Below are 26,663 nucleotides of genomic sequence, written 5' to 3' on the forward strand. Positions count from 1 at the left end.
GGGGAAGGGGACCGCGTGCCCGGAATCGACGAGTGTCTGCTCGAAGCCATGACACTGCCCGGTGCGCGCGGAGCGGCGATCGTCGACTGGACCAGCGGGCTCGCCCTCGGTTCGGTCGGCGATCCCCCGGGCGGCGACCACGAGTCCACCGCCGTGGAGACCGCGGAGGTGGCGCGATCGGCGGCCGAGTACCAGGCGTTCGCCCCGAAGGACGACGCACTGGACGCGGCGCGGGACACCGGCCCCGAGGAACTCCCCGTCGAGGACCTCATGCTCACCACGAGGACCGGATTCCATCTGATCCGCTTCGTCGAGACGACCTTCGACAGCAGCGTGTTCCTCTACCTCTGGCTCGACCGGCACACCGGCAACCTCGCCCTCGCGCGCATACGGCTGCGGGATCTCTCCGAGCGCCTGGTGCTGGTGTGAACGCCATGCGCATCACCGCGTCCACCACATCGCCCATGCTGATGCGTCTGGCCGGTGAGCGGGCGACCGGAGCCCTGCTGCGCGACCAGGGAACCCTCTACCTCGTCGACGGCCGCGTCGTGCACGCGGAGAGCCCCGCGGCACCCGGCATCGACGTCCTGCTCACGGCCGGCGGGGCGCTGCCCGCGCAGGGCTGGCAGGAGGCCCTCTCACTGGCCGGGACCCGGCACGAGGTGGGGCGGCACCTGATAGACAGCGGCCGGATAACCGCCGGCGAGCTGGAGATGTGCCACATCGGCGCACTGTTCGACGCCGCGTTCTTCGTCCTGGGCCCGGCGAGCGGACCCACCCGCTTCCGCTACGGCGTCGCGCACTGGCTCGGCCGGGTGCGCCCGGTGACGGCCGAGACCCTGGAACGCGAGACCCGGCGGCGCCGGGCCCTCCTCGACAGCGTCTGGCCCTGCCCGGAACTGGACACGTCGCCCGTCGTGCCGAGGCCGCCAGCGCCCGGCCACAAGCTCACCGGACGCCAGATCTCCCTGCTGCGGCTCGCCGACGGCGTCCGCACACCGACGGCCATCGCCTGGGCGCTCGGCCGACCGTCGTTCCACACCCTCATCGAGGTCAGGCGGCTCGCCGCGGCCGGGCTCGTGGAACCCCCGCGGACGGCCGAACCGGCCCTGGCGATACTCCCCGCCCCGCCCCCCGACGATCCCCCCGAACCGGACGTCGCCCTGCTGCGCCGGGTCCTCGACGCGCTGGAGGCAAGTCTGTGAATCTCCGTACGCGGCGCAGGACTTGGCCCCCGACCTCATGAAGTTCTTCGCGCTCTTCAAGCGCGCCGGGAGGAGAGAGCCGATGGTTGCCGAAGCCGACGTACTGGTCGAACTGAAACGGCTGCGTACCAGGATTCCTCAGCTCAGGGGCGCTCTGACGGCCAGCGTCGACGGACTCCTGCTCGCGCAGGACGCGACGGACGTCGAGGCGGAGGGCGTCTGCGCGCTGACCGCGGCGGCGCTCGGAGTCGCCCTGCGGCTGTCCGACGCCACGCACCAGGGCCGCTTCCGAGAACTCCTCATCCGCGGCGAGGACGGCTACGTAGCCACGTACACGGCCGGTTCGTCCGCCGTGCTCACGCTGCTCGCCGAGCCCCGCGTCAACGTGGGCCGGCTCCATCTGGAGGGCCGCCGTTCCAGCGCGCTCATCGGAGAGCTGGTCGACGCCGCCGTCGAACGAGCGGAGGAAACCTGACCCATGTCCCCCACCACACCCTCATCGTCCTCCTCACCACGGACTCCCGGCAGACGGAAAGGAAGTGCGAAATTCATGGCCAACACAGAGACATCGCTGAAGGAAACGACCACCTCGATCGAGGGGGTCATCGGCGCCGCCCTGGTCGACTACACCAGCGGCATGGCCCTGGGCACGATCGGCGGCGGCAAGGACCTGGACCTGTCCGTCGCCGCGGCCGGCAACACGGACGTGGTGCGCGCCAAGCTGCGCACGATGGAGCTACTGGACCTCAAGGACGAGATCGAGGACATCCTGATCTCGCTCAGCACCCAGTACCACCTGATCCGGCTGATCAAGGGCCGCAACAACAACGGCCTCTTCCTCTACGTGGCCCTCGACAAGGACCGGGCCAACCTGGCCATGGCCCGCCACCAGCTCAAGCGCATCGAGGCGAACCTCGACGTCTGAGCCCGAGCGGCACACGCGGCGGGCCGGGCCTTCGGGTCCGGCCCGCCGTGCGTTCGCCGCCACTCCACGAAGAGACCGCTGCTCCCCGAAGAGACCCCTACTCCACGAACAGTCCCCGCGCCGCGGCCCCCGCGTCGAACTCCTCCAACCGCGCCTGCGCGTCCGGAAGGCCGTCGCACATGGCCTCAAGGAGCACCCGGCCGAGCAGCATCGGCGCGCACGCCGTGTCGAAGGCGAGGCCCGTGCCGACCGCCGCCGGGAGGAGGAGGTCCGAGTGGGCCGCCACGGGGGCGAACGCCGAGTCGGCCACCGTCACCACCGAGAGACCCGCCGACTGCGCGTGGGCGAGCGCGTCCACCACCTCCCGCGGATGCCGGGGCAGCGCGAAGCACATGAGCGCCGACGCCCCCGCCCGTACCGCCGCGTCGATCCGGTCGGCCAGCATCGTGCCGCCCTCGTGGAGGAGGCGTACGTCGGGGTGGACCTTCGCCGCGAAGTACGAGAAGCCGTACGCCTGTGACGCGGCGGCCCGCAGGCCCAGGACCGGGAGCGGCCGGGAGGAGGCGAGGAGCTGCCCGGCGCGCTCGACCGGTGAGGGGTCGGCGAGCACCTCCGCCAGGTGCCGGAGGTTCTCGATCTCCGCCTCGACCGCCTGTTGGTACTCGTTCAGGGAGGCCTCGCCCGCCGCCTCCGCGGGCGCGAGCTCCCGCAGGTGCCTGCGCAGCGCCGGGTAGCCGTCGAAGCCGAGCGCCACGGCGAACCGGGTCACCGAGGGCTGGCTCACCCCGGCCAGCTCGGCCAGTTCGACGCTGGAGAGGAAGGGGACGTCCGCCGCCCGCCGCACCATGCAGTGCGCGATGCGCCGCTGCGTGGGCGTGAGGCGGTGGCCCTCGAAGAGCACCTGAAGCCGCGCCGCGGGACTGTCACTCATACCGTTCCCCTCACAACACCCTGGCTCTCGAAGCCCGTCCCGTTCCCGGACCCGAGGTCCAGCCACAGCTCGGTGAACCGGTCGAGCAGCCCGGCCGCCACCGTCACATCATCCGTCAACGGCCGGTCGGCGAGCTCCGGGTCGAGTACCGAGTCCGCGAGGTCGAAGGCCCGGCCGACGGGCAGGTCCGGATCGAGGCGCATGTCCCGCTGCCTCAACACGCGGACGGCCGCCACGAGTTCGCATCCCACGACCAGGCGGTACGCCGCACACGCCCGCAGTGTCTGCCGCGCCGCGAGCGAGGCGAAGCTGGCCTGTTCCTCGACGCCTCGGGAGAGCACCGCGTGGCCGAGCGAGGCCGGTGCGGAGAAGGCGCTCAGGTCGCCGAGGGCCGCCCCGGCCGCGTACTCAAGGATCATCACGCCCGACGAAGCCGGTTCGCCGTCCGCGAGGAAGGGGCGCAGGCGGGTGAAGCCGGGTTCGTTCAGCGTGGAGAGGCGGGATGTCGAAAGACGTGCCGCCTGCGTCACCGCCAGCCTGAAGTGGTCCAGGGACAGGGCGAGTTGGGCCAGATAGAAGCCGCCGTGGTGGTACGCCGCCATATCCTCCGCCGAGATCAGCGGGTTCTCCGCCGCCGCGTTGATCTCGACCGTGAGGACGTCTTCGAGCGCGTCGGCCGCGTCGTGCGCGGGGCCGTGGATCTGCGGCAGACAGCGCAGTCCGTAGGGGTCCTGAATGCGGCCGAGCGGTGGCGTGGGGCGGTCGGGCGCGCCGAGGATCTGCCGCATCCGTTCCGCGACGGCGTACGAGCCCGCGTGCCGCCGAGCCTCGTGGACGGGCAGCGCGTACGCCTCGTACGAACCGTCGACGGCCATCAGGGTCAGCGCCGCCACCAGCTGCGTGGCCGCGACGAGGCCGCGCAGTTCGTGCAGGGCGAGCGCGGACTGGCCGAGGGTGAGGGCGTTGCTGCTGATCAGGGCGAGGGCGTCGTTGTTGTCGAGGGGCTGCGGGTCGGGGGCGGCGCCCGTTCCCTGCCAGGGGTGTTCACCCGCGAGCGCGAGGCCCATCTGGGCGAGCGCGGCGATGTCGCCCGTGCCGACCGAGCCGAATTCGTTGACCTGGGGGTACGCGCCCGTCGTCAGTGCCTCGCAGAGCGCCGTGACGACGGTCGGGCGCAGGCCCGCGCCGCCCGCGAGCAGCTGGTTGGCGCGGACCGCGAGCATCGCGCGCACCTGCCGCGCCGGAAGCTCGTCGCCGATCGCTCCGGCGTGGCTGCGCAGCAGGCGCAGACCGTGGTCGGCGGCCGCCTCGGTCGGCACGGACTCATTCCGGTTGGCGCCCACTCCGGTGGAGCGGCCGTAGACGCGACCCCAGGAGGCGATCTCACGAGCGGCGTTCCACGAGCTCTCCACGCGCTTCATGCCGTCCGTTCCGGGAACTGGCTTAGCGGTAGATTCGGCCATACGTACGACATCTGCGACCATCAGTCCGCGGCCGTCCAGGACGACGACCGAGCCGCTGTCGTCGGTCGCCCTGCCGGTCGCCCTGTCCGCGATACGAGACGACATCACTCGCAATTCCTCCTCAACCGGACGCTTCGTCTTGCCCTGCGACCACTTGTAACCAGCGATTTACACCTGGGCTGCGACTAACTATTGACAATCTATTCAGTCACAAAGAACTCTGCATGAAGATATACAGCCGGGCAAGGGACTCCTCATGATCCAATTCGATACGGTCCACAAGCGCTTCCCGAACGGCACAACCGCGGTCCACGACCTCACCCTTGAGATGCCGGAAGGGGGCGTGACCGTCCTCGTCGGATCTTCCGGTTGCGGCAAGACGACGACGCTCCGCATGATCAACCGGATGGTCGATCCGACCTCCGGGACGATCCGGGTCAACGGCAAGGACGTCCTGGAGCAGGACGCGGCCGAGCTGCGCCGTTCGATCGGTTACGTGATCCAGCAGTCCGGGCTCTTCCCGCACCGCACGGTCCTGGACAACGTCGCGACCGTGCCGCTGCTGCTCGGCTGGGGCCGCAAGAAGGCGCGGGCGCGGGCGGCGGAGCTCCTGGAGACGGTCGGTCTCGCCGCCGACTCCGGGAAGCGCTACCCGCACCAGCTCTCCGGCGGCCAGCAGCAGCGCGTCGGCGTGGCCCGCGCGCTCGCCGCCGACCCGCCGGTGCTCCTCATGGACGAGCCGTTCGGCGCGGTCGACCCCGTGGTCCGCACCCAGCTCCAGGACGAACTCCTGCGCCTCCAGCGGGAGTTGAACAAGACCATCGTCTTCGTCACGCACGACATCGACGAGGCCGTACGGCTCGGCGACCGCATAGCCGTCTTCCGCACCGGCGGCCACCTCGTGCAGTGCGCGAGCCCCGCCGAGCTCCTGGCCCGCCCCGCGGACGGCTTCGTCGCCGACTTCCTGGGCGCCGAGCGCGGCCTGAAGCTGCTCTCCCTGACGACGCTGTCCGAGGTCCCCAGGGCCCCGGCTCCCGAGGGCGGCGCCTGGACCCTGCGTCTCGACTCCGCGGGCGCCCCGCTGGCCTGGCGGCACAAGGACGCGCAGGCCGCGGACGTCCCCGTACGCCCCCTGCGGGACACGGACTCGCTCCTGTCGGCCCTGAACGAGTCCATAGCCGCCCCCAGCGGCCTGGTCGCCCGCGTCGACGCCGAGGGCATCCTGACCGGCGTCACGTCCCGCGACGACATCCACGAGCACGCGGGGACGGCCCACGAGAACGGCCGCGTGGGCGCCCCTTCAGGGGCGCGGGGAACTGCGCGAGCAACCCAGGACGGCGCGGGCGACACGGACGCGGCGACCGCCCCCGGCCCCACCGCAGCGGAGCGTCCCGCATGAGTGTCGACTGGTCGTGGATAGCCGACCACACCGACGATCTCACCAGCCTCACCCTGTCCCACCTCCAGGCCGCCCTCACCGCCGTACTCCTCGGCCTGCTCATCTCGCTCCCCCTGGCCGTCGTCGCCCACCGCGTGCGCCCCCTGCGCGGGCTGCTCCTCGGCCTGTCGAACGTCCTGTTCACCATCCCGTCCATCGCCGTCTTCGTCCTGCTCCTGCCGGTCAGCGGACTCACCCGCACCACGACCGTCATCGGCCTGACGATCTACACGCTCGTCGTGCTCCTGCGGAACACCGTCGAGGGTCTGGACTCCGTCCCCGCGAAGACGAAGGAAGCGGCCAAGGCCATGGGTACCCGGCCCCTGCGCACCCTCCTCACCGTCGAACTCCCCCTCGCCCTGCCGGTGATCATGGCCGGCGTACGGATCGCGACGGTCATGGCGATCTCCCTCGTCTCCGTGGCGACGTACATCGGCGACGGCGGCCTCGGACAGCTCTTCACGGACGGGTTCCAGCGCAACTTCCCCACCCCCGTCATCGTCGGCGTCGTCCTGACCCTGCTCCTCGCGCTCGTCGCGGACGCGCTGCTCGTCACCCTCCAGTACGTCCTGACCCCCTGGGCCCGCCGCAAGAGGAGCGCGTGACATGTACGAACTCTTCAAGGACCTCGGCGCCTGGCTGGTCGGCGGCGAGCAGTGGGCCGGGTCCGACGGCATCGGGCACCGCCTCATCGAGCACCTCCAGTACTCGCTGCTCGCGACCCTCATCGCCGCCGCCATCGCGCTGCCGATCGGCCTGCTCATCGGGCACACCGGGCGCGGCGCCTTCGTCGCGATCAACCTCTCAAGCTTCGGACGCGCGCTGCCCACGGTCGGCCTCGTCGTCCTCGTCTTCCTGGCGAGCGGGCTCTCCATGTGGCCCATCTACATCGCGCTCGTCGCCCTCGCCGTGCCGTCCATCGTCACCAACACGTACGCCGGGATGACCGCGGTCGACCCGGAGGTGCGGGACGCCGCGCGCGGCCAGGGCATGCGCTGGCATCAGGTCCTCTTCCAGGTCGAACTGCCGCTCGCGCTCCCCCTGATCATGACCGGCCTGAGGCTCGCGCTCATCCAGGTCGTCGCGACCGCCACCATCGCCGCGTACGTCTCCTTCGGCGGGCTCGGCCGGTACGTCTTCGACGGGCTCGCCCAGCGTGACCTCGTACAGGTGCTCGGCGGTGCCGTGCTCGTGGCCGTCGTCGCCGTCGTACTCGATCTCGCGCTCTCCGCACTGCAGCGTGCCCTCTTCCGCCACCGCCCCGCCAAGTCGGCCTAGGAGCAAAGCCAGATGGCCCCCATGAACCGCAGAAACGTCCTCGGCGGACTCTTCGCCGCCGCGTCCGTCCCCGCGCTCGCCTCCTGCAGCGGCGGCATCACCTCCCTCAACGGGGACGGCTCCGGCGGCTCGGGCGGTGGCTCCAGCAAGAACGGCGTCACCATCGGCACCGCCAACTTCACCGAGAACCAGGTCCTCGGCCACCTCTACGCCGCGGCCCTCCAGGCGGAGGGCGTGAAGACGTCCGTCCGCCCCAACCTCGGCACCCGCGAGATCCTCATCCCGGCCCTCAAGGGCGGCGACATCGACCTCCTGCCCGAGTACCAGGGCGCGCTCCTGCACTACCTCGACGCGAAGGCGAAGGCCACCGAGGAGGGCGAGATGCAGAACGCCCTCGCCATGGTCCTGCCGCGCGGCCTGCAGATCCTGCCCTACGGCAAGGCCGAGGACTCCGACGCGTTCGTCGTCACCCAGGAGACCGCCGACAAGTACGGCCTCAAATCTCTCGCGGACCTCGCGAAGCACAACGGCAAGCTCGTCATCGGCGCGGCGCCCGAGGTCAAGAAGCGCACGGTGGGCTCGGTCGGCCTCAAGGACGTCTACGGAGTCGAGTTCAAGGAGTTCAAGTCCCTCGACTCCTCGGGGCCGTTGGTGAAGGGCGCCCTGAAGAAGGGCGACGTCGACGTGGCGAACCTCTTCACCACCGACACCGACATCGTCGCCGAGAAGTGGGTCGTGCTCACCGACCCCAAGAACCTGATCCCCGGCCAGCACGTCGTCCCGCTCGTCGCCGACCGCAAGGCCGACTCGACGGTCCGCAAGGCGCTCGGCCGCCTGGGCAACGCCCTGACGACCAAGGACCTCACCGAGCTCAACCGCCTGGTGGACAAGGACAAGAAGGACCCCGAGGACGTAGCGAACGACTGGGCGGCGAAGCACGGGATCAGCAAGAAGTAGCCCGGTCAGAAACCACCAGGAACCGCCAAGAGGCAGCTCGTACAGCAGCAGGGAGTTCAGCGGATCATGGCAGAGAGTCTCGTGGAGCGGCGCTCCATCGACGTCGTCCCGGACGACGAACGGCACGGCACCGCGTTCAGCCAGTTCACCCTCTGGCTCGGCGCCAACCTCCAGATCACCGCGGTCGTTACCGGCGCGCTCGCCGTCGTCTTCGGCGGCGACGTGGTCTGGTCGCTGACCGGCCTGCTGCTCGGCAATCTGCTCGGGGGCGCGGTGATGGCCCTGCACTCGGCGCAGGGGCCGAAGCTCGGTCTGCCGCAGATGATCCAGTCCCGGGCGCAGTTCGGGGTGCGCGGCGCCGTCGTACCGCTGCTCCTCGTCATCCTCATGTACGTCGGCTTCTTCGCGTCCGGCAGCGTCCTGGCCGGACAGGCGACGGCCCGGCTGACGCACACGAACGACACCACCGGCATCATCGTCTTCGCGGTGATCACCGCGGTGGTGGCGGCGGTCGGCTACCGCGTGATCCACGTCCTTGGCCGGGTGGCGAGCGTGATCTGCGCGCTGGCCTTCATCTACCTGGGCATCCGCCTCCTGGACCGCGTCGACCTCTCGGCCCTCCTGAGCGACGCGCACTTCGACCTGCCGATGTTCCTGCTCGCGGTCTCGCTCTCGGCGTCGTGGCAGCTCGCCTTCGGTCCGTACGTCGCGGACTACTCGCGCTATCTGCCGCGTACGACATCGGGGCGGGCCACGTTCTGGTGGACCCTGTCCGGTTCGGCGCTCGGCTCGCAGTGGTCGATGACGTTCGGTGTCCTGGTGGCGGCGAGCGCGGGGGACGCGTTCCTCGACAACCAGGTCGGATACGTGGTGGGCCTGGGCGGTACGGGCCTGATCGCGTCGCTCCTGTACTTCGTGATCGCGCTGGGCAAGCTGACCATCAACGTGCTCAACACCTACGGCGGCTTCATGTCGATGGTGACGAGCATCAGCGGATTCCGGGGCCAGAAGACGCTCTCGCCGCGCGGCAGGGCGGCGTACATCGCCCTGATCATGGTGGCGGGCACGGTGGTGGCGCTGCTCGGCAAGGACAGCTTCCTCACGTCCTTCAAGGACTTCCTTCTCTTCCTCCTGACGTTCTTCACGCCGTGGTCGGCGATCAACCTGGTCGACTACTACCTGATCTCCAAGGAGCGCTACGACATCCCGGCGCTCTCGGACCCCGACGGCCGTTACGGAGCCTGGCGCTGGGACGCGCTCACGGTCTACGGGGTGGGTGTCCTGACCCAGCTCCCGTTCCTGGCGACGCACTTCTACACGGGTCCGCTGGTGGAGCCGCTGGGCGGCGCGGACATCTCCTGGATCGTGGGTCTGGTGGTCCCGGCGGCCCTGTACTGGCTCCTGGCCCGCCGCGACACCTCGCACATCCCCACGGAAAGGGGGGATAGCCCCACTGTCACGCCCGCGTCGGCTGCGTAACGTAACGGCCCATGGAAGCCCGTGACGCCGAACTCAAAAAGGAACTCGACGCCACTCTGCACGCGCGCAGAGAGCTAGGCGAAGAGTACGAGTCCGCGCTGGTCGACTCGTTCCTCGGGAAGGTCGAGCAGCGCCTGGACGGCACCATCGACCGGCGCATGCGCCGGCACATGGCCGAGCAGCAGATGGTCGTCGCCCGCGGATCCCGCGCGCCCACCAATCCCGTGGACTCCTGGGGCGAGCGCTTCGGCTTCGGCATCGTCTCGCTGATCCTCGCGATCCCGCTCTCGGCGATCGGCGTGGTCAACGCGGACCTGCCCGGCCTCTTCGTCACCTGGGGCGGCATCGTCGGCGTGAACGCGGTGCATTCGATGCGGGGCATGAACTTCGGGCGCGGCAAGGACCGCGAGCGCACGTCGGAGTGGGACGACTGAGGCCTGAGGCCACGGCTCAGGGGGGATCCTCCCCTGATGACCACATCCGTCGCGCACCTCAGTGACCCGCACCTCACCACCGGCGCCCTGGCCGCCGCTCCGGCGGCCGGCCTGCGCCACGCGCTCACCCGGGTCCTCGCCCTGGAGCCCCGGCCCACCTGCGTCGTGATCACCGGCGACCTGACGGACCACGGCAGCCCCGCCGAGTACGAGCAGCTGCGCGAACTCGTCACGGGTTTCCCGCTGCCCCTGCACCTGACGACCGGCAACCACGACGACCCGGTGGCCCTGGCCAAGGCGTTCGGCGGTACGGCACACCTCGGCGGCGCCCACTCCACGCACTACGCCGTCGAGTACGCGGACCTGACGCTGATCGCCCTGGACTCGCACGTGCCGGGCGCCGGACACGGCCGCCTCGGCGAAGACCAACTCACGTGGCTGGACGCCCGGCTGACGGCGCGCCCCGGCATCCCCGCCCTGGTCTGTGTGCACCACCCCCCGGCGGACATCGGCATCCCGTTCCTGGACGGCATGCGCCTCACGGACGGCGACGCCCTGGCGCGGCTCCTGATCCGCCACCCCCAGGTCGCCCGGGTGCTCGCGGGCCACGTCCACCGCCCGATCACCGGCGCCTACGCGGGCACGACCCTCTCGACCGCCCCGTCGACGTACCTCCAGAGCTCCCTGACGCTGAACGCGAAGGGCGCCATGGGCTACGTGCCCGAACCGACCGCCTTCCAGCTCCACCAGCGCACGGCCACGGGCTGGGTGACGCACACGGTGCCGGTGAGCCACGCGGCGGCGCCGATCCAGGGGTTCTGAGGGGCGCCAGGGGTTCTGGGGGTCGTACGAAGTTCATGCGCGGGGACCGCCGCACCCCCGGGGTAACCAGGGGGCGGGACGACGGCGGTCCCCGCGAGGGACGCGGGCCGGGTCAGGACCGGGTCCGCGTCCAGGCGTTCAGAGGTCCGGGAGCCGCTCCGGAGTTCCTGTACGCCGACAACGACCAATGTGCCGGAGCCGTGTTAAGCGTGTGCTGCGCGGACGTGACGTGCTCGTACCACTTCCGCGAAGTTCGAACCACGGCTCACGGCACACCCCCTTGGTCACTGGTTCCTGCGGCTACCGGACCTGCTGCTGCCGGACCTGCTGTTACCGGGCCTGCTGCTGCCGGACCTGCTACTGGCCCTGCTGCGCCGCGAGGAAGGCCAGCAGGTCCTGGCGGCTCACCACGCCGGTCGGTTTGCCCTCGACCAGGACGATCGCCGCGTCGGCACGGCCGAGCACCGACATCAGGTCGGCGACGGGTTCGCCGGAGCCGACCTGCGGCAGCGGGTCCGACATGTGCTTCTCCAGCGGGTCGGAGAGCGAGGCGCGCTGCGCGAACAGGGCGTCGAGGAGCTCGCGTTCGACGACGGAGCCGATGACCTCGGCCGCCATCACGTCCGGGTGGCCCGCGCCCGGCTTGACGATGGGCATCTGCGAGACGCCGTACTCCCGCAGTACGTCGATGGCCTCACCGACCGTCTCCTCCGGGTGCATGTGGACGAGTGAGGGCAGTCGGCCGCCTTCCTTGCGGCTCAGTACGTCACCCACGCGAGGCTGGTCGCCCGCCTGCTCCAGGAATCCGTAGTCGTTCATCCACTCGTCGCTGAAGATCTTGCTCATGTAGCCGCGCCCGGAGTCGGGCAGGAGTACGACCACGACATCGTCGGGGCCGAGCCGTTCCGCGACCCGCAGCGCCGCCACGACCGCCATGCCGCAGGAACCGCCGACGAGCAGCCCCTCCTCCTTGGCGAGGCGCCGCGTCATCTGGAAGGAGTCCTTGTCGGACACCGCGATGATCTCGTCGGTCACGGTCCGGTCGTACGCCGTCGGCCAGAAGTCCTCACCGACGCCCTCGACGAGGTAGGGCCGCCCGGAGCCGCCGGAGTACACGGACCCCTCGGGGTCGGCGCCGACGACCGTGACCCCGCCCTTCGAGATCTCCTTCAGATATCCGCCCGTCCCGGAGATCGTGCCTCCGGTCCCGATACCCGTCACGAAGTGGGTGATCTTCCCTTCCGTCTGCTCCCACAGCTCGGGGCCGGTGGAGTGGTAGTGGGAGAGGGGGTTGTTCGGGTTGCTGTACTGGTCGGGCTTCCAGGCGCCGGGGGTCTCGCGCACGAGGCGGTCCGAGACGTTGTAGTACGAGTCCGGGTGATCGGGGTCGACGGCCGTGGGGCAGACGACCACGTCCGCGCCGTACGCGCGCAGCACATTGATCTTGTCGAGCGACACCTTGTCGGGGCAGACGAAGATGCATTTGTAGCCCTTCTGCTGGGCCACGATGGCGAGTCCGACGCCGGTGTTGCCGGACGTCGGCTCGACGATCGTGCCGCCGGGCTTGAGCTCACCGCTCTGCTCGGCCGCCTCGATCATGCGCAGCGCGATGCGGTCCTTCACGGAACCGCCGGGGTTGAAGTACTCGACCTTGGCCAGGACGGTCGCCTGAATGCCCGTGGTCACGTTGTTGAGCCTCACCAGCGGGGTGTTGCCGACGAGGCTGATCATCGAGTCGTGGAATTGCACCGTTGTCTCCGGGCTGCGATGTAGTGCGACGAATGGGTGTCGTCAGCGTAAGGGTCCCGTTCAGTCGTTCACCTCCGCTTGCGATTGGCCGACCGTCCTTACGGGGCAATTAGTTGATGTAGGGCGGATTGGCTACGAGGAGGTGGCTGCAGGGCATGTCGAGGGCGAGGGTGGCGCGGCGGATCGCTGCGGGCGCGGCGTACGGCGGCGGAGGCATCGGGCTGCTCGGGGCGGCGGCCGTGGGCGTGGTGCTCGCCGAGGTGCAACTGGCGAAGCGGACCGTGGGAAACAGCGGGGAGCATCCGGCTCCACCGCGGGCGGACGGACGGTACGGATGGGGGTTCGCGGATCGGCCCGAGGGCGCGGAGCCCTTGCGGTTCGCGATGCTCGGCGATTCGACCGCCGCGGGGCAGGGGGTGCACCGGGCCCGGCAGACCCCGGCGGCGCTCCTGGCGGCGGGGCTCGCCGCGGTGGCCGAGCGGCCGGTGGAACTGCGGAACGTGGCGCTGCCCGGCGCCCAGTCGGACGACCTGGACCGCCAGGTGACGCTGCTCCTTTCCGAGCTCTCGTCCTGGGCACCCGACGTCTGCGTCGTGATGATCGGCGCGAACGACGTGACGCACCGGATGCCCGCGACGCGTTCCGTGCGCTGCCTGTCGGCGGCGGTGCGCAGGCTGCGTACGGCCGGGGCGGAGGTGGTGGTGGGGACCTGTCCCGATCTGGGGACGGTCGAGAACGTCTATCAGCCGCTGCGGTGGATGGCGCGGCGCGTGTCACGGCAGCTGGCCGCCGCGCAGACGATCGGCGTGGTCGAGCAGGGCGGGCGGACGGTGTCGCTGGGGGATCTGCTCGGCCCCGAGTTCCTCGCGAACCCGCGGGAGCTGTTCGGACCCGACAACTACCACCCCTCCGCGGAGGGGTACGCGACCGCCGCGATGGCGGTGCTTCCGACGCTGTGCGCGGCGCTTGGGCTCTGGCCGGAGGAGGAGCGCCCCGACGTGTCGCGTCGCGAGGGGTTCCTGCCGGTGGCACGGGCCGCGGCGCAGGCCGCGTCGGAGGGCGGCACGGAGGTCGCGGCCGCGATGCCCACGGGGCCGCGTGGTCCCTGGGCCCTCCTCAAGCGCCGTCGGCGGCGGCGCATCCATCACGCCCCGGATCCCTCGCCGCTGCCGAGGTAGCCGGCCCCCTGCGGGGCGCCTCGGGGCCGTCGCTTCACGACGGATTCTTTCCCGCCCACCCACCCGATTGCCCGGCGATGGTCAGGTGGGGGGTAGGGAAAGCTGGCCCCCGCCACCCTGAGCAAGCGCTTAGAAAAATGCGGTCCGCATCACAGTCCCGCACCGGTGACCTTCTCGGTACGTACGGGTAACTTCCGAAGCGGTCCGCCTTTCGCGAAGCAACCTCTGGAGCCCCGCATGCCCGAAGCCGTGATCGTCTCCGCCGCCCGCACCCCGATCGGCCGCGCCTTCAAGGGCTCCCTGAAGGATCTGCGGCCGGACGACCTGACCGCCACGATCATCGAGGCCGCCCTCGCCAAGGTCCCCGGGCTCGACCCGAAGCTCATCGACGACCTGATGCTCGGCTGTGGACTGCCCGGCGGCGAGCAGGGGCACAACCTCGGCCGCGTCGTCGCCGTACAGATGGGCATGGACCACCTGCCGGGCTGCACCATCACCCGGTACTGCTCCTCCTCCCTGCAGACCTCCCGCATGGCCCTGCACGCCATCAAGGCCGGGGAGGGCGACGTCTTCATCTCCGCCGGTGTGGAGATGGTGTCCCGCAGCGTCAAGGGGTCAAGCGACGGGCTCCCCGACACCCACAACCCCCTCTTCGCCGACGCCGAGGCCCGCACCGAGGCGGTGAGCAAGACCGAGGGCTCCAGCTGGCACGACCCCCGCGAGGACGGTCTGATCCCGGACGCGTACATCGCGATGGGGCAGACCGCCGAGAACCTGGCCCGCGCCAAGGGCGTCACCCGTCAGGACATGGACGAGTTCGGCGTCAGGTCCCAGAACCTCGCCGAGGAAGCCCTGAAGAACGGGTTCTGGGAGCGCGAGATCACCCCGGTGACGACCCCCGACGGCACCGTCGTCAGCAAGGACGACGGGCCCCGCGCCGGCGTCACCCTCGAAGGCGTCGGAGGCCTCAAGCCCGTCTTCCGCCCCGACGGCCTGGTCACCGCCGCCAACTGCTGCCCGCTCAACGACGGCGCCGCCGCCCTCGTGATCATGAGCGACACAAAGGCCCGCGAGCTCGGCCTGACCCCGCTGGCCCGCATCGTCTCCACCGGCGTCACCGGCCTCTCCCCCGAGATCATGGGCCTCGGCCCGGTCGAGGCGAGCAAGCAGGCCCTCTCCCGCGCCGGTCTCACCGTCGACGACATCGACCTCTTCGAGATCAACGAGGCCTTCGCCGCCCAGGTCATCCCCTCCTACCGCGACCTGAACATCCCGATCGACAAGCTGAACGTCAACGGCGGCGCCATCGCCGTCGGCCACCCCTTCGGCATGACCGGCGCCCGCATCACCGGCACGCTCATCAACAGCCTCCAGTTCCACGACAAGCAGTTCGGCCTGGAGACGATGTGCGTCGGCGGCGGACAGGGCATGGCGATGGTCATCGAGCGCCTCAGCTGACGCTCCGGGCCCCACGAATCCCGCACGTCTCCATTGATTCGTGACTCAATCTCCCCCAGGATGTGACCTATCTCCTGGGGGAGATGCATATCCCCAGCTCAGAGCCCATCTGTGGATAAACACCGGGCCGAAAGACCTGTCCAATTCGTGACGTAATGCACTGACAGGTGGATCGTGCAGGCTTCAAGCTGATGTAGGAAGTCGGGGGTCGACTTGAAACCGGGAGTACGTCAGTGAGCGCCATGCCTATTGCCTTGCTGCTCTCCACAGCCGCTGCCACGGCCGTGGGTGCCGCCGCCCTGCACGCCGTACACGGCCTGCGGAAGCAGCTCGCAGAGATCACCGCCCTGCGCGCCGAGCTGGCCCAGAGCCACTCGGCGAACGCACACGCCAACGTGCCCGCGGCCCGCACCGCGGACACCGACGAGATACGCACGGCCGTCGCCGAGGCACTCGCCGAGGAACGGGAGCGCGAGCTGGCCGAGGCGCGCGCCTTCTGGGCCGCCCAGGAAGCCCGTGACGCCTCGGACGCGCCCTCGCTCCTCAGTGGACTGCCGGGCCTCTCCGACATGGCCGACGAGCTGTTCCTGCCCCGCCAGGCGGACTTCTCGGGCCTGGAGTCGGAGAGCCTGGAGCCGGTCATCGAGCCGTACGCCGAACCGGTGGACGAGTTCGCGAGCGACTCCCCTGAGCTGGCCGCGGCCCGCCGCCGCCACCCCTCGCACCCGGACTTCGTCCCGGTCCAGTCCCCCGTCAACGGCGACCACGAGCGCACCGTCGCCTGTCTCGAAGAACTGGCCGACGCCCGTACGGCACTCGCCGACGTCCGCCCCGGACCGCTCGGCACCCTGGACGTCTACGTCTTCACGGACGGCACGACGCTCTGCATGACCCCGGGCCACCGCGAGACCGCGGAGCTGCTCGCCGACGCCCTGCGCGACGGGCACGCCCCGGTCCTGCTCGGCGGATCCGGCGTCTCCGGCGCCTACGCCCTGACCTTCGAGTGCGGCACCGAGAACGTCTACATCCTGGCCGACCGCGTCATCGCCTCGGTCTGACCGGAGCGACCCCGGCGCCCGCCGGGGTCGGACCACACCCCCGCCGCACCCCTCTCACGCCCCGTCACACACCGGCGCGCTTCTGCGCCTTCTCCACGAGCGTCAGTGCCTCACCGAGCTGACCCGCATCATCGAGCACAAGGGCCAAATCCCGCCCCGCGACCGTGATCTGATCGGCCGCCGCGAACATCCCCTCGTCCGGCATCTGTCTCGGCTCCTCCTGCGGCACCTCGATCCGCTGCGCCCACGCCGCCAGTTCCCTGGCCAGAGCGAGCGCCTCGGTCGCCGCCCCCCGCTGCAGGCGACTCTGCGGGGCTGCCCGCAACCGGTCGGCGAATTGGTCCACTGCGTCCGTCAAAGGCGTCGTATCAAGCACCCGGTGACCTTATGCGCCTGGGCGGGACTGTTGCCAACGTCTCAACGCTGAGGCACGGTGGCGTGAAGGACGGAACACATCGCGACGCGTCCGGAGGCGCCGATGTCCCAAGTCTTCTCCGAGGAGACCCACCGCAATCTGATCGCCCGTATCCCCCACTGCACCGGTCGTGAGATCTCCGACTGGCTCCGCGCCGTTGACGAAGGCCCTTCTCTCTTCCGCTTCGAGGAGAAGGTCAGCTGGCTTCGCGCGGAGCACAACCTGGCGTACGGGCACGCCAAGGCAATCATTCACGAGCACGACTTGCGGCGGGCCGCGCGCAAGCTGCTTTGACTCCCCTGTCCCCCTCGACTCACCTCACACGGCGAAGGGCCCCACGGAACAGATGTTCCGTGGGGCCCTTCGCGTTGATCAGCCGCGTCAGTCGTTGCCCTGCAAGATGGCGATCAGACGCAGGAACTCCATGTAGATCCAGACGAGCGTCATCGTCAGACCGAACGCCGCGAGCCAGGCCTCTTCCTTCGGAGCGCCGTACGCGATGCCGTCCTCGACCTGCTTGAAGTCCAGGGCCAGGAAGCACGCGCCGAGCAGAATGCCCACGATGCCGAAGATGATGCCGAGGCCGCCGCTGCGGAAGCCGAGACCGTCACCGCCGCCGAAGACCATGAACAGCAGGTTCACCGCGGTCAGCAGCAGGAAGCCCATCGCCGCGGCCATCACGAAGCCGTAGAAGCGACGGTTGACGCGAATCCAGCCCGCCTTGTAGGCGATCAGGACACCGGCGAAGACCGCCATCGTGCCGATCACGGCCTGCATGGCCGCGCCGTCCGCGATGCGGTTGTCGACGACGCTGGAGACGACGCCGAGGAAGACACCCTCCAGGGCGGCGTACGTCAGGATCAGCGCGGGCGATGCCTTGCGCTTGAAGGCCTGCACGAGGCCGAGCACCATCGCGACGAGGCCCGCGCCGATCGCGATGCCGTACGACTTGCCGATGTTGGCGTCGTCCACCGGCAGCAGCGCCCAGGCGAGTGCCGCCGTGACGAGGAGCGTGCCGAGCGTGGTGGCCGTACGCAGGACGACGTCGTCCATCGTCATGCGGCCGGCGGTGGTTACGGGCGCCTGGGGGGCGCCGTGCTGCAGGTCCTGCTGGGCGTACGGGTTGGTCGCGTACGGATTGGCGGGGGCCTGCTGGCCCGCGCTCGCGTACGGATTGCCCTGTTGGGTCTGTGTCCCGCCCGCGGGTCCCCCGGCCTGCGGCTGCTGCGTGCCGAAGCCCGCGTAGCCGTTGTCGCGGCTGAACCCCCGTCGCGAGAAGACCGGGTTACTGCTCCTCATCTCACTCCTCCATGGCCACCGTCATGGCCACCGTGTGTGGCTTTGGCTCAAGAGTAATGCGTAGGCAAAAGGAAGACCCTAGTGCTTGGGGAGGATCTTTCCCTCCTTGTGACCAAGAACGCTCGGCCCGGTGCTCTCTGTTCCCGGTGAGAGGGCGGATACACCCTCGTCGGCGGGGGTACGGCGGCTGCGCCGGACGAGTGGCACCAGCGAGATCGCGACGGCTCCGAGCACGGCGGCGACGGCGAACGTGGTGAATCCCAGTGACGCGTCGCCGCCGGAGACCACAGCGCCTCCCAGCCACGGTCCGACGACCGCGCCGGTGCGCCCGACGCCGGTGATCCAGCCGAGGCCCGTGGCGCGCTGGGCTGGCGGGTAGACGGAAGGGGCGGAGGCGTAGACCATCACCTGCGCCGAGAAGAGCCAGATGCCGGTGACGAAGACGATCACGTACGCGACACCCAGCGGCAGCTCGGCCTTGAGCAGGAAGGCGCCGCAGGCGGTGAGCAGGAACCAGATCGCGGAGATCCGCACGGCGCCGAACTTGTCGGCTGCCCGCCCCGCGACGAGCATGCCGACGATCCCGCCCGCGTTGATCACCATGAGGAAGGTCACAGAGGAGGAGAGCGAGTAGCCGGATGCGCGCATCAGCTCGGGGAGCCAGGTGGAGACCCCGTAGACGAGGAGAAGCCCGGCGAAGGACGCGATCCACAGGAGCGGGGTCGCGAGCCGCCGACCGGGGTCGAAGAGCGAGGCGACGGCGGCGAAGCGGCCCCTGGCGCCCGCCTCCGGGGCCTCGGCGAGCGTCGGTGAGGGCAGCGCGAAGCGGGCGGCGACGGCCTGCGCCTCGCTCGCGCGGCCCTTGCCGAGCAGCACGCCGGGCGATTCGGGCAGCCACTTCAGTACGAGGGGGATGGCGACGGCGGCGGGGATCACGCCTGCCCAGAAGACGACGCGCCAGCCGTGGTCGGGTCCGAGCGCCAGCCCGAGGCCCGTGGCCGCCATGCCGCCCGCGTGGTACGAGGTCATCATCAGGCCGGTGGCGAGCGCGGCCCTGCGCGGCGGCGCGAACTCGGCGACGATCGCGAGGCTGATCGGCATCAGACCCCCGAGCCCGAGCCCGGCGATGAAACGCCCGCCCCCCGAAGACGGCGGCGGTCGGCGCGAGCGCGCAGACCGCGGAGCCGAGCGAGAACAGCGCGACGCTCCCCGTCACCATCGGCCTGCGCCCGATCCAGTCGGTGAGCGTGCCGCAGCCCAGGGCGCCGATGAGCATGCCGAAGGTGGTCCAGGAGCCGATGGTGCCCGCGGTCGACGCGGTGAAGCCGAAGCCCTCGTCGTCGATGAGGTGCGGCATCACGGCGCCGTAGATGTTGACGTCCATGCCGTCGAAGAAGACGACGAGCCAGCACAGGGCTATGACGGGGGCCACTGATCTGAAGGTCCGCTGGGGCGCGGCGCTTTGGGGAGCGGTCACGGGGCTCTCACTTCGTTGTGGGACCTGGTGTGGGGACGGAGGTCTGGTGGGGGGCAGAGGTGGGGCTCAGTCGAGCGGGAAGCCCGTGTAGCTCTCCGCGAGATCGGCCTCCGCCGAGCGCACGGTGGCGACGCGGTCCAGCTGGGCGAGCTGGATGCGGTCGTCGAATCCGGTGGCCCCGGGGGCGCGGTGCAGCATCGTGGTCATCGCGTACGAGAAGCGCTCGGCCTGCCAGACGCGGCGCAGGCAGGTCGCGGAGTACGCCTCAAGGCGGGCCTCGGAGCCCGTCTCGCGGAGTTCGACGAGCGCGCGGGCGAAGGTGACGACGTCGCCGACGGCGAGGTTGAGGCCCTTGGCGCCGGTGGGCGGGACGATGTGGGCGGCGTCCCCGGCGAGGAAGACGCGTCCGTGCCGCATGGGTTCGTGGACGTAACTGCGCATGGGGGTGACGGACTTGGAGGTGATGGGTCCGCGCTTCAGCGTCCAGCCGGGGTCGTCGGTCTCCAGGCGGCGGTCGAGCTCGTCCCAGATCTCCTCGTCGCCCCAGTCGGCGGCGTCGGTGTCCGCCGGGACCTGGAGGTACGCGCGCGTGACGGTCGGCGATCTCATGGAGAGGAGTGCGAAGCCCCGGTCGTGGCGGGCGTAGACCAACTCGTCGTGCGAGGGCGGCACGTCGGCCAGGACGCCGAGCCAGCCGAAGGGGTACGTCCGCTCGAAGAGCCGTGAGACATCGGCGGGCACGGCCTTGCGGGCCACGCCCCAGGAGCCGTCGCAGCCGACCACGTAGTCGCACTCCAGGACGTCCTCGCGGCCCTGGTGGTGGAAGCGGACGCGAGGGCTCCGGGTCTCGGCGCCCTCGACGGCGAGCGCCTCCGCCTCGAAGAGCAACGGGCCCCCGGCGGCGAGCTGGAGGGCTATGAGGTCCTTGCAGACCTCGGTCTGGGCGTAGACCATCACGGACCGGCCGCCGGTCAGGGCGGGGAAGTCGACGCGGTGCCTGCGGCGGTCGAAGCGCAGTTCGATGCCGTCGTGCGGGATGCCCATGCGGTCCATGCGCGCGGCGGCGCCCGCCTCGCGCAGGACGTCGACGGTGCCCTGTTCCAGGATCCCGGCGCGCTGGCGCTGCTCCACGTAGGCGCGGTCCCGGGTCTCCAGGACGACGGAATCGATACCGGCGTTGTGCAGCAGGCGGGCGAGGAGCAGCCCCGCCGGTCCGGCCCCGATGATTCCGACGGTGGTGCGCATCGATGGATCCCCTTCGCTCCCGAACGACGACCACCCACCGGCCGCTTGTTCGCCTGGTGAACTTTCGTTCATAATGTGCTGACGGGAGTCTCCGACCGGACCCAGCGACTGTCAACGGGTGCGGGGCATCCACTTTCGAGGCACCCGTTCTCCACCCGTGCGAGGAGCGGCGCCATGTCCGAAGAGTCCGTACGCCCCCTGGAGCGCGGCCTCGCGGTGCTTCGCGCCCTCGCGGTCGGCGACCAGGTCAGGGCGGGCGACCTCGTCCGCGCCACCGGCCTGGCCCGCTCGACGGTGGACCGGGTCGTGGCGACCCTGGTCCACCTCGGCTACGTACGCGAGCACGGCCAGGAACTCCGCCTCACGCCCCGCCTGATGGAGCTCGGCAACGCCTATCTCGCGGCGAGCGGGCTGAGCGGCGAGGTCGCGGCGCGCACGGCCCGGCTCGCGGACGATCTCGACGAGTCGGTGTCCCTCGCGGTGCCGGACGGCGACGGCGTCCGCTTCGTCACGCAGGCCGCCCGGCGCCGCGCGATGTCGGTGGCCTTCCACATCGGGGACCTGCTGCCGCCCGAACGCTGCGCCCCGGGCGCGCTGTTCGCGGACGCCTGGGACGAGGAGCGGTGGGCCGCCTGGCGGGCACGTGTGGCCTCGGGACCCGCGCGGAGCAGCTTCCCCGCGCTGCCTCCGGGGCCCGCGCCCGCGGACATCCCGGACCTCGCCGCCCGGGTGGCCCGCTCACGGCAGACGGGCTGGGCCCTCGACGACCAGCTGATCGAGCCCGGCCTGATCGCGGTCGCGGTCCCCGTACGGGACACCGCGGGCAGGACGCGCTACGCCCTGTCCGCGGTGAGCCACACCAGCAGGCACACGGCACAGGGCCTGGCCCAGGCGATGCTGCCGCGCCTGCGCGCGGAGGCCGGGGAGCTGGAGGGCCTGGCGGCCGGGGCCCCCGAGCCCCCCGCCGACGTCGCACCCACGCCCGGCCACGCGTTCGAGACCGAGCGCGCGACCGACCCGGTGGCCGCCAAGGCCGAGCTCGGCTCCGGCTTCCTTCAGTCGCTTGCGCGGGGCCTCGCCGTCCTGCGCGCGCTCGGCGACGCCCGCGGCGACGGTCTGCCGCTGACCGCGCTCGCCGCGGCCACGGGCCTGTCGAGGGCCACCGCACGGCGCTGCCTGCACACGCTGGAACTCGCGGGGTACGCGGCCCACGACGGGCGCCTGTACCGCCCGCTGCCGCGCGTCCTGGAGCTCGGGCACGCGGCGCTGTCCCGGCTCACCTTCGCCGAGATCGCCGAGCCGCACGTGCGGGAGCTGACCGAGCGGGTGCACCAGTCGGCTTCGGTGACGGTCCTGGACGGCGCGGACATCCTCTATGTGGCACGGGCGGCCACCGTCCGCGTGATGAGCGTCCGCATCACCCTCGGCACCCGCTTCCCCGCGTACGCCACCGCCATGGGCCGGGTCCTCCTCGCCGGGCTTCCGGAACAGGAGCGGGAGCGTCTGCTGCGCCAGGCTCCGCCGCGCGCCCTGACCCGGCGGACCGTGACGGACCAGGGCGAGCTGGCGCGGATCCTGGAGCGCACGGCCGCCGACGGCTACGCCACCGCCGACCAGGAGCTGGAAGAGGGGCTGCGCTCGGTGGCGGTGCCCGTCAGGGACGCCTCGGGCCAGGTGGTCGCCGCCCTCAATATCGCCCGGCACGCGGGCACGGGCCCGCTGGCCGAGACCCGCGACGCCCTGCTGCCCGCGCTGCGCGGGACGGCGGCGGCGATCGAGGCCGACCTGCACATCGCGGCCCGCTTCCAAGCGGTGCGGCTGCCCTGAACCCCGTCGGGCCAAAGCCGTTGCGGGGCACTAGAACTGATGTTCCATCAGGCGGGTACGCCGGGAGACGTGGGGACGCGATCGTCGCTGTACGGCGAGCGATGGCGGATGTGCCCGGAGCCGGACTTGAACCGGCACGCCCGCTAGGGGCAGCGAGGTTTAAGCTCGCCGTGTCTGCATTCCACCATCCGGGCAGGCCATGGGCTCCGCATCAAGTGATTCGACCCTATCGGGAGGCGTCCCCCGAACAGCGGAACAACAGCCCGATGTTGTCTTATTTTATTGACGTCTGAGGGTGCATCAGCCACCGGTATGGCCCATCGGTACATGCCGCAGGCCCTTCCACCCCTGTACGGCCTCCGGGACGGATTGACGGAATTTAGACGCACCCGCGACGTCCACGGCCGCCCAGACGGGTGGTACTCGTCTCCGGGGCCGGGGTCATCCCCAGGTATGACTCCGGCGCCCCGGGTCCGACTCGAGAGGGCCATGGGAACCGGAACAGCGGCTGACTACACGGCGCGAATCCGCAGCGACGATGGAATCAGTCCCCACTCGTCGTCCCGACAGGAGCACCGCCCCGTGACCACCACCCACTTCGCCGCCCGCACCACCGCAGTGGCCGCCCGCGCCACGGACCTCTCCAAGGTGTACGGACAGGGCGAGACCCAGGTGGTCGCCCTGGACCATGTCTCCGTCGACTTCCGGCAGGGCGAGTTCACCGCGATCATGGGCCCGTCGGGCTCCGGCAAGTCGACCCTGATGCACTGCGTCGCGGGGCTCGACAGCTTCAGCGGCGGCTCCGTGCGGATCGGCGAGACCGAGCTGTCCACCCTCAAGGACAAGCAGCTCACCAAGCTCCGTCGGGACAAGATCGGCTTCATCTTCCAGGCCTTCAACCTCCTTCCGACGCTGACGGCCCTGGAGAACATCACGCTGCCGATGGACATCGCGGGCCGTAAGCCCGACAAGGCGTGGCTGGAGCAGGTCATCTCCATGGTCGGCCTGGCCGGGCGCCTCTCCCACCGGCCCACCGAGCTCTCCGGCGGCCAGCAGCAGCGCGTCGCCGTGGCCCGCGCGCTCGCCTCGCAGCCCGACATCATCTTCGGCGACGAGCCGACCGGAAACCTGGACTCGCGCTCGGGCGCCGAGGTCCTGGGCTTCCTGCGCAACTCCGTACGCGAGCTCGGCCAGACCGTCGTCATGGTCACCCACGACCCGGTGGCCGCGGCCTACGCGGACCGCGTGATCTTCCTCGCCGACGGGCGGATCGTCGACGAGATGCTCGACCCGACCGCCGACGGTGTCCTCGACCGGATGAAGGACTTCGACGCCAAGGGCCGTACGAGCTAGCGCTCCGAACGGCGTCGGCGGGTACACGCCCGCGGGTACGCCGTGGCTGATCGCGCAGTTCCCCGCGCCCCTTCGGCGCTCTCCCTCTCTCCCCCACCAGGACTCACACCCATGTTCCGTACCGCCCTGCGCAACGTGCTCGCGCACAAGGCCAGGCTGCTGATGACCGTGCTCGCCGTCATGCTCGGCGTCGCCTTCGTCTCCGGCACCCTGGTCTTCACCGACACCTTCGGCAACGCCTACAAGAACAAGTCTGCGAAGAGCTTCGACCACGTCTCGGTCGCCATCCAGGGCGACGGGGGCTCCTCCTCCTTCTCCGGGCCGAGCAGCGACGAAGAAGACGCCAAGAAGCCGCCGCGCCTGACCGACGCCCTCCTGAAGAAGACCCAGAACCTGCCCGGCGCCGACTCGGCGATCGGCGGAGTCAGCGGCTTCACCGCGGTCGCCGACAAGGACGGCAAGCTCGTCGGCGGGGACTGGGGCACCACCGGCGCCAACTACTACCCCGGCAAGGGCGGCAAGGACCCCCGGTACGACTTCACCGACGGCGCGGCCCCCAAGTCCGCCGGTGACATCGCCCTGGACTCGAAGACGGCTGAGCGCACCGGCTACAAGGTCGGCGACTCCCTGCGCTACTCCACCGACGGACCGGTGAGGACGGCGAAGATCAGCGGCGTCTTCGACACCGAGGACGGCAGCGTCCTGGCGGGCGGCAGCCTGGTGGTGTTCGACAACGGCACCGCGCACAAGGTCCTCGGCAAGAGCGAGTACGACGAGATCGACGTGAAGGCCGCGGCGGGCACCTCCGAGGCGGCACTGAAGAGCTCGGTCGACAAGATCCTGCCGAAGGACACGGACGCCGTCACCGGCGGGCAGCTCTCCGACGACCAGGCGGAGATGATCGAGCGCGAGACCAGCTCGATGAGCCAGGTCCTGCTGATCTTCGCCGGTATCGCGCTGTTCGTCGGCATCTTCATCATCGCCAACACCTTCACCATGCTGGTCGCCCAGCGCACCAAGGAACTGGCCCTGATGCGCGCCGTCGGCGCCTCGCGCCGTCAGGTGACGCGCTCCGTCCTCATCGAGGCGTTCATCGTGGGCCTGGTGGCCGCCGTGACCGGCTTCGCGCTCGGCATCGGCGTGGCCGTGGGACTTGAGTCCGTGATGAACACCGCGGGCGCCTCGCTGCCCGACGGGCCGATCGTCATCGCCCCGACCACCATCGTCGTCGCCCTGGTCATCGGCGTGTTCGTGACCATGCTGGCCGCCTGGCTGCCGGGCCGCCGCGCCGCGAAGATCCCGCCGGTCGCCGCGATGAACAGCGTCCACGCGACGCCGACGACGCGCGGGCTCGTCGTCCGCAACACCATCGGCTCGATCATCGTCGCACTCGGCACGGTCCTGCTCTTCATGGACGACAACTACGTGATGGCCGCCGGTGCCGCCGTGATCCTGGTCGGCGTCATCGTCCTCACGCCGCTCCTGTCGCGCCCGTTCATCGCCGCGTCGGCCCCGCTCCTGAAGCCGTTCGGCGTCACGGGCAAGCTGTCCCGCCTCAACGCGGTGCGCAACCCGCGCCGCACGGCCTCCACGGCCTCGGCCCTGATGATCGGCCTGACCCTGATCACCGCGATGACGGTGATCGCGACCTCCATGAGCAGTGCCATCGACAAGATGGCCGCGGGCTCCCTGAAGGCCGACTACACGGTCTCCATGGCGAACTACCAGGCGCTGGCCCCCGAGGTCGGCGAGAAGCTGGCCAAGCTCCCGGACGTCGAGGCGAGCAGCCCGCTGCGCACGGCCTACGGCGAGGTGGACGGCTCGTACACCCAGGTGTCCGGCGTCGACGAGAAGGCCTTCGGCAAGGTCGCGAGCCTCGACTTCACCAGCGGTTCGCTCGCGGACCTCAAGGGCGACTCCACCCTGGTCGACAAGGAGACCGCGGACAAGCAGGGCCTCAAGGCGGGCGACACCGTCCCGGTGAAGTTCGACGACGAGAAGACGGCGAAGCTGAAGGTCGCCGGTGTCTACCAGCAGAACGAGATGATCAACGGTCTGTTCACGCCGCTCGCCGTCGTGAACCCGCACCTGTCCAAGATCACCGACGAGCAGGTCCTGGTGAAGATGAAGGGCGGCGCCTCCGCCAAGGGCGAGGAAGCCATCGTCAAGGCCCTCGGCGACAACCCGGCGCTGAAGATCCAGGACAAGGACGCGATCAGCAACGAGTTCGGGGGCGCCATCAACATGGTCCTGAACATGCTCTACGGCCTCCTGGGGATGGCCATCCTGATCGCGGTGCTCGGTGTCATCAACACCCTGGCCATGTCGGTCTTCGAGCGGAAGCACGAGATCGGCATGATGCGGGCCATCGGCCTCGACCGGGCGAAGGTCAAGCAGATGGTGCGCCTGGAGGCGATCCTCATCTCCCTGTTCGGCGCGGTGCTCGGCATCGGGCTCGGCCTCTTCATGGGCTGGGCCGTGGGCAACAGCGTCGCCGACTCGGTGGCGAACTACACCATGGAGATCCCGGCGGGACGCATCGTGATCTTCCTCGCGATCGCGGGCCTGGTCGGTGTCCTCGCGGCCATGTGGCCGGCCCGCAGCGCGGCCAGGCTGAATCCGCTGATGGCGATCAAGGCCGAGTAGCACTCGGCGGTACGCGCACATGGACA

Annotated in this window: 25 protein-coding genes, 1 tRNA gene and 1 pseudogene; 18 read left to right on the forward strand and 9 right to left on the reverse strand. The window is 70.4% G+C overall.

Features of this window, described 5'->3' with window-relative positions; all coding sequences use genetic code 11:
* Window positions 1-15: 15 nt before the first annotated feature.
* The 4 genes from ACFVXC_RS12865 (at window position 16) to ACFVXC_RS12880 (ending at window position 2,130) form a co-directional block, all read left to right on the forward strand.
* A complete protein-coding gene (locus tag ACFVXC_RS12865) occupies window positions 16-429 on the forward strand; it encodes a hypothetical protein (RefSeq protein WP_389904608.1) in 414 nt (137 codons plus the stop codon).
* Window positions 430-434: 5 nt separating this feature from the next.
* Complete coding sequence (locus ACFVXC_RS12870) at window positions 435-1,205, forward strand: transcriptional regulator (protein ID WP_389904610.1); 771 nt, start codon at window positions 435-437, stop codon at window positions 1,203-1,205.
* Between the two features lie 82 nt (window positions 1,206-1,287).
* Window positions 1,288-1,680: a roadblock/LC7 domain-containing protein gene (locus ACFVXC_RS12875; RefSeq protein ID WP_389904612.1), complete on the forward strand. Its 393-nt coding sequence runs from the start codon at window positions 1,288-1,290 to the stop codon at window positions 1,678-1,680.
* A gap of 75 nt (window positions 1,681-1,755) precedes the next feature.
* Window positions 1,756-2,130: a hypothetical protein gene (locus ACFVXC_RS12880; protein ID WP_389904613.1), complete on the forward strand. Its 375-nt coding sequence runs from the start codon at window positions 1,756-1,758 to the stop codon at window positions 2,128-2,130.
* 97 nt (window positions 2,131-2,227) lie between these two features.
* On the opposite strand, the gene ACFVXC_RS12885 is transcribed toward ACFVXC_RS12880, so the two are convergent.
* Together ACFVXC_RS12885 and ACFVXC_RS12890 are read right to left on the reverse strand one after the other, a co-directional pair.
* Window positions 2,228-3,061, reverse strand: coding sequence for a MurR/RpiR family transcriptional regulator (locus ACFVXC_RS12885; protein WP_389904616.1), 834 nt, complete (start codon window positions 3,059-3,061; stop codon window positions 2,228-2,230).
* Complete coding sequence (locus tag ACFVXC_RS12890; protein WP_389904619.1) at window positions 3,058-4,629, reverse strand: aromatic amino acid ammonia-lyase; 1,572 nt, start codon at window positions 4,627-4,629, stop codon at window positions 3,058-3,060. The genes ACFVXC_RS12885 and ACFVXC_RS12890 overlap by 4 nt, the downstream gene beginning before the upstream one ends.
* Before the next feature lie 151 nt (window positions 4,630-4,780).
* Here ACFVXC_RS12890 and ACFVXC_RS12895 point away from each other — a divergent pair, with 151 nt between their 5' ends.
* The 7 genes from ACFVXC_RS12895 to ACFVXC_RS12925 all read left to right on the forward strand — a co-directional run bounded on the left by ACFVXC_RS12895 (window position 4,781) and on the right by ACFVXC_RS12925 (window position 10,932).
* On the forward strand, window positions 4,781-5,923 hold the full coding sequence (locus tag ACFVXC_RS12895) for an ABC transporter ATP-binding protein (RefSeq protein ID WP_389904622.1): 1,143 nt from the start codon (window positions 4,781-4,783) through the stop codon (window positions 5,921-5,923).
* Window positions 5,920-6,567, forward strand: coding sequence for an ABC transporter permease (locus ACFVXC_RS12900; RefSeq protein ID WP_389904624.1), 648 nt, complete (start codon window positions 5,920-5,922; stop codon window positions 6,565-6,567). The genes ACFVXC_RS12895 and ACFVXC_RS12900 overlap by 4 nt, the downstream gene beginning before the upstream one ends.
* A 1-nt stretch (window position 6,568) precedes the next feature.
* The gene (locus ACFVXC_RS12905) at window positions 6,569-7,240 is read left to right on the forward strand and encodes an ABC transporter permease (protein ID WP_389904625.1); all 672 of its coding nucleotides are present in this window, start codon (window positions 6,569-6,571) and stop codon (window positions 7,238-7,240) included.
* Window positions 7,241-7,261: 21 nt separating this feature from the next.
* Window positions 7,262-8,197, forward strand: a complete 936-nt coding sequence (locus ACFVXC_RS12910; RefSeq protein ID WP_389904627.1) for an ABC transporter substrate-binding protein — start codon at window positions 7,262-7,264, stop codon at window positions 8,195-8,197.
* Window positions 8,198-8,263: 66 nt separating this feature from the next.
* Window positions 8,264-9,676, forward strand: a complete 1,413-nt coding sequence (locus ACFVXC_RS12915; protein ID WP_389904630.1) for a purine-cytosine permease family protein — start codon at window positions 8,264-8,266, stop codon at window positions 9,674-9,676.
* Window positions 9,677-9,687: 11 nt separating this feature from the next.
* Complete coding sequence (locus tag ACFVXC_RS12920; RefSeq protein WP_389904632.1) at window positions 9,688-10,110, forward strand: hypothetical protein; 423 nt, start codon at window positions 9,688-9,690, stop codon at window positions 10,108-10,110.
* A 36-nt stretch (window positions 10,111-10,146) separates the two neighbouring features.
* On the forward strand, window positions 10,147-10,932 hold the full coding sequence (locus ACFVXC_RS12925) for a phosphodiesterase (protein WP_389904633.1): 786 nt from the start codon (window positions 10,147-10,149) through the stop codon (window positions 10,930-10,932).
* Window positions 10,933-11,289: 357 nt separating this feature from the next.
* Here the strand turns inward: ACFVXC_RS12925 and ACFVXC_RS12930 are convergent, their stop codons facing one another.
* Window positions 11,290-12,681, reverse strand: a complete 1,392-nt coding sequence (locus tag ACFVXC_RS12930) for a cystathionine beta-synthase (protein WP_389904634.1) — start codon at window positions 12,679-12,681, stop codon at window positions 11,290-11,292.
* 155 nt (window positions 12,682-12,836) lie between these two features.
* Between ACFVXC_RS12930 and ACFVXC_RS12935 the strand changes: the two genes are divergently transcribed.
* From ACFVXC_RS12935 to ACFVXC_RS12945, 3 genes are all read left to right on the forward strand, one after another.
* Window positions 12,837-13,859: an SGNH/GDSL hydrolase family protein gene (locus ACFVXC_RS12935; protein ID WP_389904636.1), complete on the forward strand. Its 1,023-nt coding sequence runs from the start codon at window positions 12,837-12,839 to the stop codon at window positions 13,857-13,859.
* A gap of 237 nt (window positions 13,860-14,096) precedes the next feature.
* The gene (locus tag ACFVXC_RS12940) at window positions 14,097-15,317 is read left to right on the forward strand and encodes an acetyl-CoA C-acetyltransferase (RefSeq protein WP_389904638.1); all 1,221 of its coding nucleotides are present in this window, start codon (window positions 14,097-14,099) and stop codon (window positions 15,315-15,317) included.
* Window positions 15,318-15,559: 242 nt separating this feature from the next.
* A complete protein-coding gene (locus ACFVXC_RS12945) occupies window positions 15,560-16,375 on the forward strand; it encodes a hypothetical protein (RefSeq protein WP_389904639.1) in 816 nt (271 codons plus the stop codon).
* Window positions 16,376-16,439: 64 nt separating this feature from the next.
* Here the strand turns inward: ACFVXC_RS12945 and ACFVXC_RS12950 are convergent, their stop codons facing one another.
* A complete protein-coding gene (locus tag ACFVXC_RS12950) occupies window positions 16,440-16,751 on the reverse strand; it encodes a hypothetical protein (RefSeq protein ID WP_389904641.1) in 312 nt (103 codons plus the stop codon).
* Window positions 16,752-16,853: 102 nt separating this feature from the next.
* On the opposite strand from ACFVXC_RS12950, the gene ACFVXC_RS12955 reads away from it, so the two are divergent.
* The gene (locus ACFVXC_RS12955; RefSeq protein WP_389904643.1) at window positions 16,854-17,084 is read left to right on the forward strand and encodes a DUF4287 domain-containing protein; all 231 of its coding nucleotides are present in this window, start codon (window positions 16,854-16,856) and stop codon (window positions 17,082-17,084) included.
* A gap of 87 nt (window positions 17,085-17,171) precedes the next feature.
* On the opposite strand, the gene ACFVXC_RS12960 is transcribed toward ACFVXC_RS12955, so the two are convergent.
* From ACFVXC_RS12960 to ACFVXC_RS12975, 4 genes and pseudogenes are all read right to left on the reverse strand, one after another.
* The gene (locus tag ACFVXC_RS12960) at window positions 17,172-18,089 is read right to left on the reverse strand and encodes a Bax inhibitor-1/YccA family protein (RefSeq protein WP_389904645.1); all 918 of its coding nucleotides are present in this window, start codon (window positions 18,087-18,089) and stop codon (window positions 17,172-17,174) included.
* A gap of 78 nt (window positions 18,090-18,167) precedes the next feature.
* A complete protein-coding gene (locus tag ACFVXC_RS12965; RefSeq protein WP_389904647.1) occupies window positions 18,168-19,190 on the reverse strand; it encodes an MFS transporter in 1,023 nt (340 codons plus the stop codon).
* Window positions 19,191-19,278: 88 nt separating this feature from the next.
* Window positions 19,279-19,473 (reverse strand): annotated as a pseudogene (locus ACFVXC_RS12970) (MFS transporter); the annotation flags it as partial.
* 159 nt (window positions 19,474-19,632) lie between these two features.
* Entirely contained in the window at window positions 19,633-20,811 is a 1,179-nt protein-coding gene (locus tag ACFVXC_RS12975) for a 4-hydroxybenzoate 3-monooxygenase (protein WP_389904649.1), read from the reverse strand.
* Between the two features lie 174 nt (window positions 20,812-20,985).
* Here ACFVXC_RS12975 and ACFVXC_RS12980 point away from each other — a divergent pair, with 174 nt between their 5' ends.
* A complete protein-coding gene (locus ACFVXC_RS12980; protein ID WP_389904650.1) occupies window positions 20,986-22,638 on the forward strand; it encodes an IclR family transcriptional regulator C-terminal domain-containing protein in 1,653 nt (550 codons plus the stop codon).
* 111 nt (window positions 22,639-22,749) lie between these two features.
* Here ACFVXC_RS12980 and ACFVXC_RS12985 read toward each other — a convergent pair.
* Window positions 22,750-22,832: transfer RNA gene (locus ACFVXC_RS12985), tRNA-Leu, on the reverse strand.
* Window positions 22,833-23,220: 388 nt separating this feature from the next.
* On the opposite strand from ACFVXC_RS12985, the gene ACFVXC_RS12990 reads away from it, so the two are divergent.
* Together ACFVXC_RS12990 and ACFVXC_RS12995 are read left to right on the forward strand one after the other, a co-directional pair.
* Window positions 23,221-23,991: an ABC transporter ATP-binding protein gene (locus ACFVXC_RS12990; protein WP_389904652.1), complete on the forward strand. Its 771-nt coding sequence runs from the start codon at window positions 23,221-23,223 to the stop codon at window positions 23,989-23,991.
* Between the two features lie 111 nt (window positions 23,992-24,102).
* On the forward strand, window positions 24,103-26,637 hold the full coding sequence (locus ACFVXC_RS12995; protein ID WP_389904654.1) for an ABC transporter permease: 2,535 nt from the start codon (window positions 24,103-24,105) through the stop codon (window positions 26,635-26,637).
* The last annotated feature ends 26 nt before the right edge of the window (window positions 26,638-26,663 follow it).

Source organism: Streptomyces sp. NPDC058257 (assembly GCF_042881845.1).
Taxonomy (GTDB): Bacteria; Actinomycetota; Actinomycetes; order Streptomycetales; family Streptomycetaceae; genus Streptomyces.

Coding starts and splice junctions, on each gene's coding strand:
- ACFVXC_RS12925 (WP_389904633.1), top strand. CDS start 10,147: ATGACCACATCCGTCGCGCACCTCAGTGACCCGCACCTCACCACCGGC.
- ACFVXC_RS12900 (WP_389904624.1), top strand. CDS start 5,920: ATGAGTGTCGACTGGTCGTGGATAGCCGACCACACCGACGATCTCACC.
- ACFVXC_RS12910 (WP_389904627.1), top strand. CDS start 7,262: ATGAACCGCAGAAACGTCCTCGGCGGACTCTTCGCCGCCGCGTCCGTC.
- ACFVXC_RS12975 (WP_389904649.1), bottom strand. CDS start 20,811: ATGCGCACCACCGTCGGAATCATCGGGGCCGGACCGGCGGGGCTGCTC.
- ACFVXC_RS12870 (WP_389904610.1), top strand. CDS start 435: ATGCGCATCACCGCGTCCACCACATCGCCCATGCTGATGCGTCTGGCC.
- ACFVXC_RS12895 (WP_389904622.1), top strand. CDS start 4,781: ATGATCCAATTCGATACGGTCCACAAGCGCTTCCCGAACGGCACAACC.
- ACFVXC_RS12915 (WP_389904630.1), top strand. CDS start 8,264: ATGGCAGAGAGTCTCGTGGAGCGGCGCTCCATCGACGTCGTCCCGGAC.
- ACFVXC_RS12885 (WP_389904616.1), bottom strand. CDS start 3,061: ATGAGTGACAGTCCCGCGGCGCGGCTTCAGGTGCTCTTCGAGGGCCAC.
- ACFVXC_RS12935 (WP_389904636.1), top strand. CDS start 12,837: ATGTCGAGGGCGAGGGTGGCGCGGCGGATCGCTGCGGGCGCGGCGTAC.
- ACFVXC_RS12905 (WP_389904625.1), top strand. CDS start 6,569: ATGTACGAACTCTTCAAGGACCTCGGCGCCTGGCTGGTCGGCGGCGAG.
- ACFVXC_RS12980 (WP_389904650.1), top strand. CDS start 20,986: ATGTCCGAAGAGTCCGTACGCCCCCTGGAGCGCGGCCTCGCGGTGCTT.
- ACFVXC_RS12890 (WP_389904619.1), bottom strand. CDS start 4,629: ATGTCGTCTCGTATCGCGGACAGGGCGACCGGCAGGGCGACCGACGAC.
- ACFVXC_RS12875 (WP_389904612.1), top strand. CDS start 1,288: ATGGTTGCCGAAGCCGACGTACTGGTCGAACTGAAACGGCTGCGTACC.
- ACFVXC_RS12940 (WP_389904638.1), top strand. CDS start 14,097: ATGCCCGAAGCCGTGATCGTCTCCGCCGCCCGCACCCCGATCGGCCGC.
- ACFVXC_RS12955 (WP_389904643.1), top strand. CDS start 16,854: ATGTCCCAAGTCTTCTCCGAGGAGACCCACCGCAATCTGATCGCCCGT.
- ACFVXC_RS12880 (WP_389904613.1), top strand. CDS start 1,756: ATGGCCAACACAGAGACATCGCTGAAGGAAACGACCACCTCGATCGAG.
- ACFVXC_RS12920 (WP_389904632.1), top strand. CDS start 9,688: ATGGAAGCCCGTGACGCCGAACTCAAAAAGGAACTCGACGCCACTCTG.
- ACFVXC_RS12965 (WP_389904647.1), bottom strand. CDS start 19,190: ATGCCGATCAGCCTCGCGATCGTCGCCGAGTTCGCGCCGCCGCGCAGG.
- ACFVXC_RS12995 (WP_389904654.1), top strand. CDS start 24,103: ATGTTCCGTACCGCCCTGCGCAACGTGCTCGCGCACAAGGCCAGGCTG.
- ACFVXC_RS12960 (WP_389904645.1), bottom strand. CDS start 18,089: ATGAGGAGCAGTAACCCGGTCTTCTCGCGACGGGGGTTCAGCCGCGAC.
- ACFVXC_RS12945 (WP_389904639.1), top strand. CDS start 15,560: ATGCCTATTGCCTTGCTGCTCTCCACAGCCGCTGCCACGGCCGTGGGT.